Here is a 13,595-nt window from a genome sequence, read left to right as displayed (position 1 = left end):
ATGAGCAGAAAAAACGAGACCACCGTCCTGTTCGACGTGCTCGGTCCCAAGGGGCGGCGCAACGCGAACATCGCCGCCGCCGTCTCGGCGGCCGTCATCCTCGGCGTGCTCGCCTACGTCGCCTGGGTGCTCTACGGCGAGGGCTTCTTCGAGTCCTCCCGCTGGGTCAACCCGCTCGACGCCCTCGTGGTGGAGACCACCTGGGTCCCGGCGATCGTGAACACCCTGGTGGCGTTCGCACTCGGCTCGGTGGTCGCCATCGTGCTCGGCATCGTCTTCGGGTTCGGGCGGATCTCGCAGTTCGCGCTGACCCGCTGGGCCTCGACCGGGTACGTGCAGTTCTTCCGGTCGCTGCCGCTGGTGCTCCTCATCTGGGTGTCGTTCACCATCGACGGGCACTTCGGCTTCACCACCGAGACGCTCGGCTGGAGCGGCGACGCCCGGCGCCTGACGTTCCTGGTGCTGGGCCTCGGCATCTACAACGCCGCGATCCTCGCCGAGATCCTCCGCGCCGGCGTCAACGCCCTGCCTCCGGGCCAGGCGATGGCGGGCAAGGCGATCGGCCTGCGCCACGGCCAGGTGCAGCGCCTCATCGTGCTGCCGCAGGTGCTGCGGAACATGCTCCCGGCGGTCCTCGCGCAGCTGGTGATCCTCCTGAAGGACACCTCGCTGGGCTACGTCATCACCTACCCCGAGCTGCTGCACTCCGCCCGGATCATCGGCAACGACTACAGCAACTCCTTTCTCCAGGCGCTCATCATCGCCGCGTTCATCTACTTCGTGCTGGCGTACGCCCTCTCGAAGCTGGTGGTCCTGGTCGAGCGCCGCATGCGCAAGACGACCGCCGCGCCCAAGGCCGCGGCGCAGCTGGAGTCCACGGTCGCGGGCGGCGTCGCCGGCACCACCGTGGCCTGACGACACTCCGCACGACCAGCAGGGCCCCGCCGGCACCGGCCGGCGGGGCCCTTTCGCGTGCGGCCCATCCGATATGAACCCTCGTCGCGTCCCGGGACTGCTACCCTCTTCTTGAAATCAACAACCATTTTCAATTAGTGGGGACCGGAACCATGAAACTCGCCTTCGTCGGCAAGGGCGGATCGGGCAAGACCACGATGGCCTCGCTCTTCGCCCGGAGGGCGGCCGCGCTCGGCCACCCCGTGATGGCCGTCGACGCCGACATCAACCAGCACCTCGCCGCGGCCCTCGGCCTCGACGCCGAGGCCGCCGCGATGGGCCCGGTGCTGGGGGAGCACCTGGCCGACATCAAGGACTACCTGCGCGGCGCCAACCCGCTCGTGCCCTCGGCCGAGCTCATGCTCAAGACCACGCCGCCCGGACCCGGCTCGCGCCTGCTCACCGTGCGCGAGTCGAACCCGCTGCTCGACCGGCTCTTCACCGAGCACGACGGCATCCGCTTCGCCGCCACCGGCGGCTTCGTCGACGACGACCTCGGGGTGGCCTGCTACCACTCGAAGGTCGGCGCGGTCGAGCTCCTGCTCAACCACCTCGTGGACGGCCCCGAGGAGTTCGTCGTGGTCGACATGGTCGCCGGCGCCGAAGCCTTCGCCTCGGGCATGTTCACGCGCTTCGACCACACGTTCCTGGTGTGCGAGCCGACCCTCCGCTCGGTCGGCGTCTACAAGCAGTACCTGGGCTACGCCGAGGACTACGACGTGCGGATCTCGGTGATCGGCAACAAGACCGACGACGAGGACGACGTCGCGTTCCTGCGCGAGCACGTGGGCGACGCCCTCCTGGGCTGGTGCTCGCGCTCGAAGTACGTCAAGGCCGCCGAGCGCGGCAGCGTCGGCCCCGTCGCCGACCTCGAACCCGCGAACCTCGCCGTGGTCGACGCCGCCCGCGAACGGGCCGTCGCCGGGGGCAAGGACTGGGCCAAGTTCACCCGCCAGGCCCACGAGTTCCACCGCAAGGCCGCCCTCGCCTGGGGCAACGACAAGGCCGGGGTGGACCTCGCCGACCAGATCGTCCCGGACTACGTGCTCGGCGAGCACCTGCTCGGCGCGCCCGTCCACTAGGGCCGATCCACGACAGGCCGCAGGCGCCGCCGGCCCTTCTGGACGCCCGGCGCGGCCGGAAGGGTCTGCGTCGAGTACCCGACAGCGGCCGGCGCCTACCGCCCGCACAATGAACCGATTCGAACCGAGAGGAGTACGCATGTCCCTTGACGTCTCTGAAGACCTGCTCACCAAGGCCGAAGCGGGGGAGGTGACCGACGCCGACTTCGTCGACTGCGTCAAGCAGTCCCTGCCGTTCGCGTGGGACCTGATCGCGAAGGTCGTCCACGACCTGAAGAACGGGGTGGTCTCGTCCTCCGGGTCCACCCAGTTCGCGGACAACACCACGCCGCCGCCGGACGAGCAGGCGCGGGGCCAGCTCCTGCGGGTCCTCGCCTCGGATTCGATGCGGGGCGCGCTCGAGCGCCACCACGGCGTCAAGCTCGCCTTCCAGAACTGCCACCGCATCGCGGCCTTCCCGGTCTCCGAGGTCGACTCGGACACCTACCGCAAGTTCATCTCGCCGCGCGGGCAGCTGCTCAACCAGTCGCCCGAGCTGCGGGACTGCTGACGCACCGCACGCACCACGCACTACCGAAGGGCCGCTCGGACAACGGCGTCCGGCCGGCCCTTCGGGCTGCTCGGGGGACGGCCCGCTGCGATCGTCCCGACCGCGGCGCCCCTACTCCGGCTTCCTGGTGATGAGGAAGTCCCGGACCAGCTCCTCGCCCTGCTTCACCAGCGGCCGCAGGATCTTCAGCCGCGACAGGGCCACCACCCGGGACGCCAGCGGCGCGGTGCGCCGCGCCAGCTCGCGGGACTTCTCCTGGCCCGGCGAGGCGTCGTACACCCAGTACAGGACCACGACCATCTGGTGCAGCCACAGCATCTCCGGCAGGATGTCGGCCATGTCCTTGGGCACCTTGGTCTTCGAGCCCTCCAGGACCTCCCGGTACAGCGCGATGTCGCGGTCGCGGCTCTCCCCGGAGTCCTCCGAGAACGGGCTCAGGGGGCTCGACGGGTCGGCGGCGTTCCGGAAGAACTGGCCCGCGAACGCGTGGTACGGCCCGGCGATGTCGAGCCAGGCCAGGAGCGCGGCCTCGATCCGCTCGGCCAGGGTCTCCTTGCCTTCGAGCATCGTGGGCGTCAGCTCGGCGTGCCGCATGGTCGCCTGCTCGTAGAAGCCCTGGATCAGGTGCTCCTTGGACTTGAAGTAGTAGTACGCGTTCCCGACCGAGACGCCCGCCTCGGCCGCGATCGCCCGCATCGTGGTCTTGTCGTAGCCGCGCTCGGCGAACATGTCGAGCGCGGTCTCGATGATGCGCTGCCGCGTCCGCTCGCCCTTGCTGGAAGGGCGGGCGGACGCGTCGGACTCGTCGGGGCCGGAAGCAGAGGCGCTCACAAAGGCGATCCTACTGTGGCTGCGGGCCGTACTGCCCCGGCCGCGGCTGCGGCGGCTCCATGGCGCCGAGCGCGCGGGCGTCGACGACGCGGCCGCGCTTGCGGAAGCCGTTGAGGACGACGATGTTGAGCACGTGCAGGAGGCCGAGGACCAGGAGCACGGCGCCGATCTTGACGGCGACGGTCTCGAAGACCCCGCGGGCGGTGCCGACCTCGTCGCCGGTGCGCAGCCACAGCGCCACGAACCCGAAGTTGAGGAGGTAGAAGCCGACCTGGAGGAGGCGGTTGACGGCTTGGGCGAGCTGCTCGTCGCCGTCGAAGACGTCCTTGATGAAGTGGAAGCCGTTGGTGCCGAGGGTGCGGGCGACCCAGACGGTGAGCGGTACGGCGACGAGCAGGTAGGCGATGTAGGCGACGACCGTCATGTCCATGACAGTGCTCCGTTCTGGAAGGGGGAGTTCGAGAGTTGAACGTGTTCAACTCCTGGCTTCAACCTACGCAGCTTCTTGAACATGTTCAAGTCCAGGCCCCGAAATATGGCCGACGCCACGGCCGGGGCCGCACGGTAGTCTTCTCCGCGTGACTGTTGCGGTGCGTGTGATCCCCTGCCTGGACGTGGACGCCGGGCGGGTCGTCAAGGGCGTCAACTTCGAGAACCTGCGCGACGCGGGCGACCCGGTCGAGCTCGCCGCCGCCTACGACGCCGCGGGCGCCGACGAGCTCACGTTCCTCGACGTGACCGCTTCGAGCGACGACCGCGGCACCATGATGGACGTCGTGGCCCGCACCGCCGAGCAGGTCTTCATCCCGCTGACCGTGGGCGGCGGGGTCCGCACCCCCGACGACGTGGACCGGCTGCTGCGCGCGGGCGCCGACAAGGTCGGCGTCAACACCGCCGCGATCGCGCGGCCCGAGGTGATCGCCGAGATCGCCGACCGCTTCGGCAACCAGGTCCTCGTGCTCTCCGCCGACGTCGCCTCGGGCGCCGGCACCGATTCGGGCTGGGAGGTCACGACTCACGGCGGGCGGCGGCGCACCGGCATCGACGCGGTCGAGTGGTGCGCGCGGGCCGCCGGGCTCGGCGCGGGGGAGATCCTGCTCAACTCGATCGACGCCGACGGCACCAAGGCCGGCTTCGACCTCCCGCTCATCGCGGCCGTCCGCGCCGCGGTCGACGTGCCCCTCATCGCCTCCGGCGGCGCCGGCGCTGCCGCCCACTTCCCGCCGGCCGTCGCGGCCGGCGCCGACGCGGTGCTCGCCGCCTCGATCTTCCACTTCGGCGACGTCGCCATCGGCGAGGTCAAGCGCGAACTCCAGACCGCCGGCCACCCGGTGCGCTGAGCGCCGAGAGCCGAGAGCCGAGCGTTCCGCGCTTTCGAAGCGCCGGCCTCCCGACCCGCTGAGCGGCGACGCGCGAAGCGCGTCGCCGCTCGCGCCGTCGATCGTCCTCGGCCCCGCGGGGCCGCTCGCCCTCGGCGCGCTCCACGGGTCGGCCACCTCCTGCGGTCGCCGCTCCCTCCGGCGCGCTCCGCGCTCTCGAAGCGCCGGGGACGCGTTCGAAACCTTTCGATGCAGTGATGCCGACTACATTCGTGTCCCGCTCCGGGTGACACGGGCGCGTGCGGGGGCGGATCTTGTCGCACCCCCGGGCAATGCTGGCCGCTACGGTCCCCTCAGGGTGGGTGGGGGCTCGGGATGGTAAACGGCCTTCAGCTCTCAAAGAGGGTTGGCGACCGTCCCCGAGGCGAGGCATGATTGCAAGCGGCCGCTTGCCGTGCGGCTAGGAACCAGCCCGGAGCCCACCCACTCGACCGGAGACCCAATGACGCTGCCCACCGGCACCGCCGCCGATCCCGACGACCTCGCCGCGGGAGCGGACGAGCGCATCCTCGGGCGCGGCCTGCGCAACCTCGGCGACATGATCCGGCTCAAACCCAAGCCGTTCGCCGTCGGCGCCGCCGGAGCCATGATCAACACCGGCATGACCCTCTTCCTCTCCTACGTCGTCGGCTGGGTCGTCGCCGGCATCGCCGTCCCCGCCTACGAGAGCGGCGAGGTGGCCGTCGGCACGGTCCTCCTCGGCGCCGCCGCCCTCCTCGGCACCTCGATCATCCGCTTCTCCTCCATGTGCGCCAGGCGCATCGGGGCCGGCGTCATGCAGTTCGGCGTCCAGGCCGCCTGGCGCCGCCGCATCACCCGCCGCTACCTCGCGCTCCCGGTCTCCTGGCACCAGAAGCACCCCACCGGGACCCTCCTCTCCAACGCGAACGCCGACGTCGAGGCCGCCACCCGCCCCCTCGCCCCGCTGCCCTTCGCGTGCGGCACCCTCTTCATGGTCGTCGTCGCCATGATCGCGTTCTTCACCATCGACTGGGCCATCGCGCTGGTCGCCCTCGGTATGTTCCCCGCGCTCTTCGCCCTGAACGCCGTCTTCGCCACCAAGATGGCCCCGCGCGCCAAGCGCGCCCAGGAGCTCCGGGCCGAGGTCTCCGCGGTCGGCCACGAGTCCTTCGACGGCGCCCTCGTCGTCAAGGCCATGGGCCGGGAGTCCGCCGAGACCGAGCGCTTCAGCGCCTCCGCCACCGAGCTGCGCGACGCCATGATCGGCGTCGGCCGCCTCCGCGCCGCCTTCGAGCCCGCCATCTCCGGCCTCCCCGAGATCGCCGTCCTCGTCGCGCTCCTCGTGGGCCTCGCCCGCTTCGAAGCCGGGGCGATCAGCCTGGAGCAGCTGGTCACCGTCTCCTTCATGTTCTCCGTGCTCGCCTTCCCCGTCCGCGCCATCGGCTGGGTCCTCGGCGACCTGCCCGGCTCGGTCGTCGGCCGCGCCCGCGTCGACCACGTCCTCGCCGCCACCGGCGACATGGCCTACGGCGACAAGCAGCTCCCGGCGAGCACCGCCCCCGCGAGCCTCGAGTTCGACGCCGTCGCCTACGCCTACCCCGACGGCCACGAAGCCCTCCGCGAGGTCACCTTCAGCGTCACCCCCGGCACCACGGTCGCCCTCGTCGGCGCCACCGGCTCCGGCAAGTCCACCCTCGCCCACCTCGCCGCGCGCCTGGTCGACCCGAGCCGCGGCGCCGTGCGCGTCGACGGCGAGGACCTCCGCGGCCTCGACCACGCGAGCCTCGCGCGGACCACCGCCCTCGTCCAGCAGATCCCCTTCGTCTTCGACGACACCGTCCGCGCCAACATCGCCCTCGGCCGCCCCGGCGTCGACGACGACCGCATCTGGGACGCCCTCGTCGCCGCCGGCGCCGAGAAGTTCGTCCTCAACCTCGACGACGGCCTCGACACCGAGGTCGGCGAGCGCGGCACCAGCCTCTCCGGCGGCCAGCGCCAGCGCCTCACCCTCGCCCGCGCCCTCGCGGGCCGGCCCCGGCTGCTCGTCCTCGACGACGCCACCAGCGCCGTCGACCCGAAGGTCGAGTCCCAGATCCTCGCCGGCCTCAAGGGCTCCTCCGAGGTCGCGAGCGTCCTCGTGGTCGCCTACCGGCGCGCCACGATCGCCCTCGCCGACGAGGTCGTCTTCCTCGAAGGCGGCCGCATCACCGCCCGCGGCCCGCACACCGAGCTGCTGCGCACCCACCAGCCCTACGCCGACCTGGTCACCGCCTACGAGCGGGCCGAGGCCGAGCGCGAATTCGACGAGGAGGGCGCGGCGTGACCGCCCAGGAGACCCCCACCCAGCCCGGCCCGTGGGAGACCGTCAAGCGCGGCCTCCAGCTCTCGCCCGAACTGCGCAGCGGCCTCGGGTTCACCGTGTTCCTCGCGGCCGTGACCGCGCTCGGGCGCCTCGTGGTGCCGATCGGCGCGCAGAAGATCCTCGACGAGGGCCTGCTGGGCGACGGGGGGCCCGACCTCGGGTACGTGTTCACCGTCGCGGCGCTCGGCACGGCGGCGCTCGTCCTGACGACGCTCGCGAACTACGTCATGAACCGGCGCCTGTTCGTCGTCTCCGAGCACGCGCTGGCGTCGCTGCGGCGCAAGACGTTCCGGCACATCCACGACCTGTCGATGCTGCACCAGCAGTCGGAGCGGCGCGGGGCCCTGACGGCGCGCGTGACGACCGACATCGACCAGATCAGCCAGTTCCTCCAGCAGGGCGGCATGGTCCTGGTGACCTCGATGGCGCAGATCATCGTGGCGACGGTGGTCATGGTCGTCTACTCGTGGCAGCTCGCGGTCGCGGTGTGGATCGTGTTCCTGCCGGTGACGTGGATGATCAAGTGGCTCCAGAAGCACCTGGCGTCGGCGTACACGAGCGTGCGCCGCAGCGTCTCGGCGATGCTCTCGGCGGTCGCGGAGTCCGTGGTCGGCGCGGGCACGGTGCGCGCGTACGGGGTCGGGGCGCGCACGAGCGAGCGCCTGGACGCCTCGATCGAGGAGCACCGGCGCGACCAGACCCGCGCGATCAGCCGCTCGGCGCTGTCGTTCGGCGCGGGGGAGCTGGTCTATCTGGGCGTCAACGTGATCGTGGTGGTGCTGGGCGCGTTCCTGGTGGCCGACGGGTCGATGTCGGTGGGCGAGCTGACGGCGTTCCTGTTCCTGGTCGTGCTGTTCACGCAGCCGGTGGTCATCGGCACGGAGACGCTGAACGAGGCCCAGAACGCGGTCTCGGGCTGGCGCCGGGTCCTCGACATCATCGACACCGCGCCTGACGTGGCCGACCCGGTCGACGGGATCGCGCTTCCCGAAGGGCCCCTCGGGGTCCGGTTCGAGGGGGTGCGGTTCGCGTACCCGGGCGGCGCGGAGGTGCTGCACGGGATCGACGTGGAGATCCGCGCGCACTCGAAGGTCGCGGTGGTCGGCGAGACCGGTTCGGGCAAGACCACGTTCGCGAAGCTGCTGACGCGCCTGATGGACCCGACCTCGGGCCGGGTGCTGCTCGGCGGCTCGCCGCTGGAGGGGATCACGTTCGCGTCGCTGCGGCGGCGGGTGACGATGGTGCCGCAGGAGGGCTTCCTGTTCAACGGCACGCTGGCCCGGAACGTGCGGTTCGCGCGGCCCGAGCTGACCGACGCCGAGATCTACGTGGCGTTCGCCGAGCTGGGCCTGACCGACTGGGTCGAGACGCTGCCGGCCGGGCTCGACACCGAGCTGGGCGAGGGCGGCGCGAACCTCTCGGTGGGGGAGCGGCAGCTCGTGTCCCTGGTGCGCGCGTACGTGACCGATCCGGACCTGCTCGTCCTGGACGAGGCGACGAGCGCGGTGGACCCGGCCACGGAGCTGCGCCTGTCGGCGGCCCTGGACGCGGTGACGCGCGGGCGTACCACCGTGATCATCGCCCACCGGCTCTCGACGGCCGAGACCTCCGACGAGGTCCTGGTGTTCGACGCGGGCGAGCTGGTCCAGCAGGGCCCGCACGCCGCGCTCGCGGCGGAGGCCGGTTCGGTCTACGCGGGCCTGCACGGCTCGTGGGTGGAGCAGACGCGCTCGAACTGAGCGCGATCCTGGACCGGGCACGACCGCGAACGAGGCACGACCGCCAAGCGGGCGCGGTCGCGGACTGCGTTCGGTCTCGGAACCGGGCATGAGGCATCGGTGCGGGCCCGTCCTCTTCGGACGGGCCCGCACCGCGCTCAGGCGCGGGCGCCGAGGCGGCCCCTCGGCATGCGCCAGTTCGCGGCGAGCGTGGAGTCGCGCAGGTTCCGGGCCTCCCCGAAGTAGTCGCAGAACTTCATCATCATCGGGTCCCACGCGATCGGGTCGACGTACGCGGTGCCGGGCACCAGCAGTGATTCGTCCACATGGGACCGCAGGATCTCGGCCTCGAACGCGGAGCAGCCGCGCCCGAACGGGTGGACCGCGGTGATGCGGCATTCGAGCTGGATCGGGCACTCCGCGACCCGCGGCGCGGCCACGAGGTCCGCGGCCTGCTCGGTGAGCCCCGCGGCCCCGAACTTGTCGGGCTCGAACCGGTACCCCTTGGCGGCCTTGGTCTCCGGGACCGGGTCCATCGCGGTGAGGTCGGCGAGCCGGTCGACCGCGTCGGCGAGGCCGCTCGGGACCAGGTTGACGGTGACCTCCCCGGTGGCGCGCATGTTCTGCGCGGTCCGCGACCGGTCGCCCATCCCGAGCATGGCCGACTGCCCGAGCCACCACGCGGAGGACATCGGCGCGACGTTCGCGCGGCCCTCCGCGTCGCGGGTGCCGAGGAGCACGACGGCGCTCCCGTAGTAGTGGACCTTCAACGGCGTGTTCACATGCATGCCCCAATGGAACCCGCCGCGGGGCCGCGGCGCTGGCCGGAAAACGACGCGGCGTCCGGACCCGGCCGGGTCCGGACGCCGCGCGTCATCTGGGAGGCTCCCTGCGTCGATCGGCCGGGCCTCTGCCTTCAGTCGACCAGGCCCCTGCCGTCAGTCGGCCGAACTTCTGCCGTCAATCGACCGGGCCTCTGCCGTCAGTCGACGGTGAGCACGATCTTGCCGGTGGTGCGGCCGGTCTGGAGCGACTCGTGGGCCTTCGCCACGTCCTCCAGCGGGTAGGTCTCGGCCACGGTGGGGCGGAGCCTTCCCGCGTCGATGAGCGCCGACAGGGCCCGCATGCCGCTCCAGTCCGGTTCGACCAGCACGAACCCGGTGCGCACGCGGGCGCGCTCGGACTCGGGGAGGTCGCCGGGGATCACCGACATGAGGAATCCGCCGTCCTTGAGCACCGACGCCGACCGCGCCGCGTACTCGCCGCCGATCGGGTCGACCACGACGTCGACGTCCGACAGGACCTCGGCGAAGTCCGTCTCGCGGTAGTCGATCACCTCGTCGGCGCCGAGCGACCGCAGGAAGTCGTGCTTCGCCGCGCTCGCCGTGCCGATCACGTACGCGCCGTGGGCCTTCGCGATCTGCACCGCGAAGTGCCCGACCCCGCCCGCGGCGGCGTGGACCAGCACCCGCTGCCCCTCGCGCACACCCGCGTTGTCGACCAGGGCCTGGTGCGCCGTCAACCCTGTCAGCGGCACCGCCGCCGCCTCCACATGGGACAGCCCGGCGGGCTTGAAGTCGAACTGGCGGGCCGGCGCGGCCACGTACTGGCCGTAACCGCCCGCCGGGTGCGGGAAGCGCGGCATCCCGTAGACCTCGTCGCCGGGCGCGTACAGCCGCACGCCGACCCCGACCGCCTCCACGGTGCCCGAGACGTCCCACCCGAGCGTGAACGGGGGCTTCAGCCCCGTGAGCCCGCCCGATTCGCGGGACTTCCAGTCGGTCGGGTTCACGCCCGCCGCGTGGACCCGCACCAGCACCTCGGTCGGGCCCGGTGCGGGCCGCTCGACCTCGGCGATCCGCAGCACCTCCGGTCCGCCGAGCTCGTCCTGGACCACCGCTCGCATCGTCGCCATGTCGGTTCCCTTTCCGTCGCCTCCGGTGTACCGGTCCCATTCTGGGCCCGGTACACCTCGCAACGTCACGGGATGAGCAGGAGCTTCCCGGTGGTCTTGCGGGACTGGAGCGCCTCGTGCGCCTCGGGGGCCTCTTCGAGCCGGAACGTCTCGCCGACGCGCACGAGCAGGTTGTCGTCCTCGATCATCTGGAACACGTCGGCCGCGCGGGCCAGGTACTCCTCGCGGGTGCGCGTGAAGTCCCCGAGGGTCGGGCGGGTGAGCACGAGCGAGCCGCCCTGGTGCAGCCGCTGCGGGTCCACCGGCGGGACGGGCCCGCTGGCCTGCCCGAACAGGGCCATGACGCCCCGGGGGCGCAGCGCCTCCAGGCCCTCGTCGAACGTGGTCTTGCCGACCCCGTCGAACACGGCCGCGACCCCTTCGCCGCCGGTGAGCTCGCGGGCCTTGGCGCCGAAGCCCTCGTAGCGCATGACGTGGTCGGCGCCGTTCTGGCGGGCGAGCTCGGCCTTCGCGTCGGTGGAGACGGTGGCGACGACCTTGCCGCCCTTGTACTTCACCATCTGGGTGAGCAGGAGGCCCATGCCGCCGGCGGCGGCGTGGACGACCACGGTGTCGCCCTCTTGGACGTCGTACACGCTGTTGCACAGGTAGTGCGCGGTGAGGCCCTGGAGCATCACCGCGGCGGCGGTCTCGACCGCCACCTTCTCGGGGACGGGCACGAACTGGTCGGCGTCGGCCACGACCAGGTCCGCATAGGACCCGGGGACGCTCTTCCAGGCGACCTCGTCGCCGATCGCGAAGCCCTCCACGCCCTCGCCGAGGGCCGCCACGTACCCGCCGCCCTCCAGGCCCGGCGTGAACGGCAGCGGCAGCCCGTAGGCGCCGGTCCGGTGGTACACGTCGATGAAGTTGACGCCGGCCGCGGCGACCCTGACGGCGATCTGCCCGGGCCGCGGGCCCGGGTCCTCGCCCTCCAGGACCGTCATGACGCCCGGCCCGCCGGTCCGCTCGACCACGATCGCCTTCATGAGGATTCCTTCCGCCGCAGGTTCACCCCATAACCTACGTGGTGCCCCGCTATTCGTCGGTTCCGGTCCGGCGTCCGCCGGAGGGGAAGCGCATGCGCGCGCGGCCCCACGGGTTCTTCGCGGCCGTCCGGGTGTCGAACTCCTCGCCGACGATGCGGCGGATGGCGTCCCGGAAGCCGCGCTGGCGCATGTGGTGGCGCAGGACGTTCGCGGCCGGGTCGGTCGTCAGCTCCCGCATGAGCGCCACGCACAGCGCGAGCATGACGACCACGAACGGCAGCGCGACGATGATCGTCGCGTTCTTGAGCCCTTCGAGGCCGCCCGACAGCAGCAGGACCGCCGCGACCGCGCCGATCGTCGCGCCCCAGAACACCACGAGCGCCTTCTTCGGCGCGAGCGAGCCGCGGCTCGACAGCGACCCGAGCACCAGCGAGGCCGAGTCGGCGCCGGTCACGAAGTAGATCGCGACCAGGATCATCGACAGGCCCGCGAGGAGGCTGTACAGCGGCAGCGAGTCCAGGAGCGCGAACAGCGCGTACTCCTCGCCCTGCCCGATCGAGTCGGCGTAGTCGAAGTAGCCGTGGTCCTGCTTCCACAGGGCCGTCCCGCCCAGGATCGCGAACCACAGCGTGGACGCGGCCGAGGGGATGAGGAGCACGCCGACGATGAACTGCCGGATGGTGCGCCCGCGCGAGATGCGGGCGATGAACGTGCCCACGAACGGCGCCCACGACAGCCACCACGCCCAGTAGAAGATCGTCCAGGCCGCCATCCACTCCTCGCCGCCGAACGCGCCGGTGACGCTGGAGAGGTTCGTCAGCTCCGCGAGGTACCCGCCGACGGCGTTGGGCCACGCGTCGAGGATGAACAGGGTCGGGCCCGCGAAGAACACGAAGACGACCAGGAACAGCGCGAGGACCACGTTCGTCGTCGACAGCCACTTGACGCCGCGGTGGACGCCCGAGAACGCCGAGGCCACGAACGCGGCCGTCAGCGCCACGATGACGATGACCTCCAGGAACTTCGAGTCCTGCACGCCCGCGACGATCTCCAGGCCCACCGCGACCTGCAGCGCCCCCAGGCCCAGGCTCGCGGCCGTCCCGAACACGGTCGCGAAGATCGCGAGCAGGTCGATGGCCTTGCCGGTGGCCGGGCCCCAGCGCTTGCCGGCCGTCAGCGGCTCGAACGCGTCGCTCATGTTGTTGCCGCGCTGCTTGCGGAACGTCGAGTAGCCGAGCGCGAGCCCGGCCACCGCGTAGATCGCCCACGGGTGCAGTCCCCAGTGGAAGTAGGAGTAGACTAGCGCGCCCTCCTCCAGCTGGTCGGCGTAGAACGGCGACTGCGGGTTGAGCTGGAGCGGCGGCGGCGCGTCGAAGTAGTGCGAGAGCGGCTCGGCCACACCGTAGAACATGAGGCCGATGCCCATGCCGGCGGCGAACATCATCGAGATCCACGGCAGCGTCCCGAACTCGGGCTGCTCGTCCGGGTTCACCGCGAGCTTGATGTTCCCGTACCGGCTCGCGGCGATGTAGACCGCCAGCACCAAGAAGATGTTCCCCGCGATGATGAACAGCCACCCGAAGTTCGCGATGACCCAGTTCAGGGCCGCCGTGGAGCCGTCCTCGAACTGCTCGGGGAAGAACGCGCCGAACAGGATCACCGCGACGGTGATGCACGCGGCGGTCCAGAACACCGGCCGGTCCACCGGCAGCGTCGCCTGCCGCTCCTCGTCCTCGATCGGCACTTCGGGAGGCGGCGCCTCCGCCTCGACGGGGCGCTCGGGTTCGGCGGGCGTCTCGCTCACGGCCATGGCGC

The 13,595-nt window shown here is 71.6% G+C and carries 12 protein-coding genes; 6 read left to right on the top strand and 6 right to left on the bottom strand.

What is annotated here, in order from left to right:
- The 3 genes from BLS99_RS03395 to BLS99_RS03385 all read left to right on the top strand — a co-directional run bounded on the left by BLS99_RS03395 (window position 1) and on the right by BLS99_RS03385 (window position 2,586).
- Window positions 1-915: an amino acid ABC transporter permease gene (locus BLS99_RS03395; RefSeq protein WP_091043486.1), complete on the top strand. Its 915-nt coding sequence runs from the start codon at window positions 1-3 to the stop codon at window positions 913-915.
- A 152-nt stretch (window positions 916-1,067) separates the two neighbouring features.
- Window positions 1,068-2,036, top strand: a complete 969-nt coding sequence (locus BLS99_RS03390) for an ATP-binding protein (RefSeq protein ID WP_091043482.1) — start codon at window positions 1,068-1,070, stop codon at window positions 2,034-2,036.
- A gap of 139 nt (window positions 2,037-2,175) precedes the next feature.
- Window positions 2,176-2,586 (top strand): SCO5389 family protein, encoded by a 411-nt coding sequence (locus BLS99_RS03385; RefSeq protein ID WP_091043478.1) that lies wholly within the window; start codon window positions 2,176-2,178, stop codon window positions 2,584-2,586.
- Between the two features lie 111 nt (window positions 2,587-2,697).
- Here BLS99_RS03385 and BLS99_RS03380 read toward each other — a convergent pair whose 3' ends face one another.
- Together BLS99_RS03380 and BLS99_RS03375 are read right to left on the bottom strand one after the other, a co-directional pair.
- Complete coding sequence (locus BLS99_RS03380; RefSeq protein WP_218126202.1) at window positions 2,698-3,417, bottom strand: TetR/AcrR family transcriptional regulator; 720 nt, start codon at window positions 3,415-3,417, stop codon at window positions 2,698-2,700.
- A 10-nt stretch (window positions 3,418-3,427) separates the two neighbouring features.
- The gene (locus BLS99_RS03375; protein WP_091043474.1) at window positions 3,428-3,847 is read right to left on the bottom strand and encodes a hypothetical protein; all 420 of its coding nucleotides are present in this window, start codon (window positions 3,845-3,847) and stop codon (window positions 3,428-3,430) included.
- Between the two features lie 148 nt (window positions 3,848-3,995).
- On the opposite strand from BLS99_RS03375, the gene hisF reads away from it, so the two are divergent.
- The 3 genes from hisF to BLS99_RS03360 all read left to right on the top strand — a co-directional run bounded on the left by hisF (window position 3,996) and on the right by BLS99_RS03360 (window position 8,858).
- Complete coding sequence (hisF, locus tag BLS99_RS03370; RefSeq protein WP_091043470.1) at window positions 3,996-4,757, top strand: imidazole glycerol phosphate synthase subunit HisF; 762 nt, start codon at window positions 3,996-3,998, stop codon at window positions 4,755-4,757.
- 544 nt (window positions 4,758-5,301) lie between these two features.
- The gene (locus BLS99_RS03365) at window positions 5,302-7,080 is read left to right on the top strand and encodes an ABC transporter ATP-binding protein (RefSeq protein WP_342761252.1); all 1,779 of its coding nucleotides are present in this window, start codon (window positions 5,302-5,304) and stop codon (window positions 7,078-7,080) included.
- Window positions 7,077-8,858, top strand: a complete 1,782-nt coding sequence (locus BLS99_RS03360) for an ABC transporter ATP-binding protein (RefSeq protein ID WP_091043462.1) — start codon at window positions 7,077-7,079, stop codon at window positions 8,856-8,858. The genes BLS99_RS03365 and BLS99_RS03360 overlap by 4 nt, the downstream gene beginning before the upstream one ends.
- A gap of 137 nt (window positions 8,859-8,995) precedes the next feature.
- Here BLS99_RS03360 and BLS99_RS03355 read toward each other — a convergent pair whose 3' ends face one another.
- The 4 genes from BLS99_RS03355 to BLS99_RS03340 form a co-directional block, all read right to left on the bottom strand.
- On the bottom strand, window positions 8,996-9,625 hold the full coding sequence (locus BLS99_RS03355; protein WP_091043458.1) for a flavin reductase family protein: 630 nt from the start codon (window positions 9,623-9,625) through the stop codon (window positions 8,996-8,998).
- Window positions 9,626-9,819: 194 nt separating this feature from the next.
- The gene (locus tag BLS99_RS03350; protein ID WP_091044814.1) at window positions 9,820-10,743 is read right to left on the bottom strand and encodes a zinc-binding dehydrogenase; all 924 of its coding nucleotides are present in this window, start codon (window positions 10,741-10,743) and stop codon (window positions 9,820-9,822) included.
- A 74-nt stretch (window positions 10,744-10,817) separates the two neighbouring features.
- On the bottom strand, window positions 10,818-11,780 hold the full coding sequence (locus tag BLS99_RS03345; protein ID WP_091043455.1) for a quinone oxidoreductase family protein: 963 nt from the start codon (window positions 11,778-11,780) through the stop codon (window positions 10,818-10,820).
- A 49-nt stretch (window positions 11,781-11,829) separates the two neighbouring features.
- Window positions 11,830-13,590: a BCCT family transporter gene (locus tag BLS99_RS03340; protein ID WP_091043453.1), complete on the bottom strand. Its 1,761-nt coding sequence runs from the start codon at window positions 13,588-13,590 to the stop codon at window positions 11,830-11,832.
- Between the last annotated feature and the right edge of the window lie 5 nt (window positions 13,591-13,595).

Source organism: Glycomyces sambucus, assembly GCF_900102815.1.
Lineage (GTDB): Bacteria > Actinomycetota > Actinomycetes > Mycobacteriales > Micromonosporaceae > Glycomyces > Glycomyces sambucus.
The sequence above is the reverse complement of the archived record's forward strand: the minus strand, read 5'-3'. Positions and strand labels throughout refer to the sequence as shown.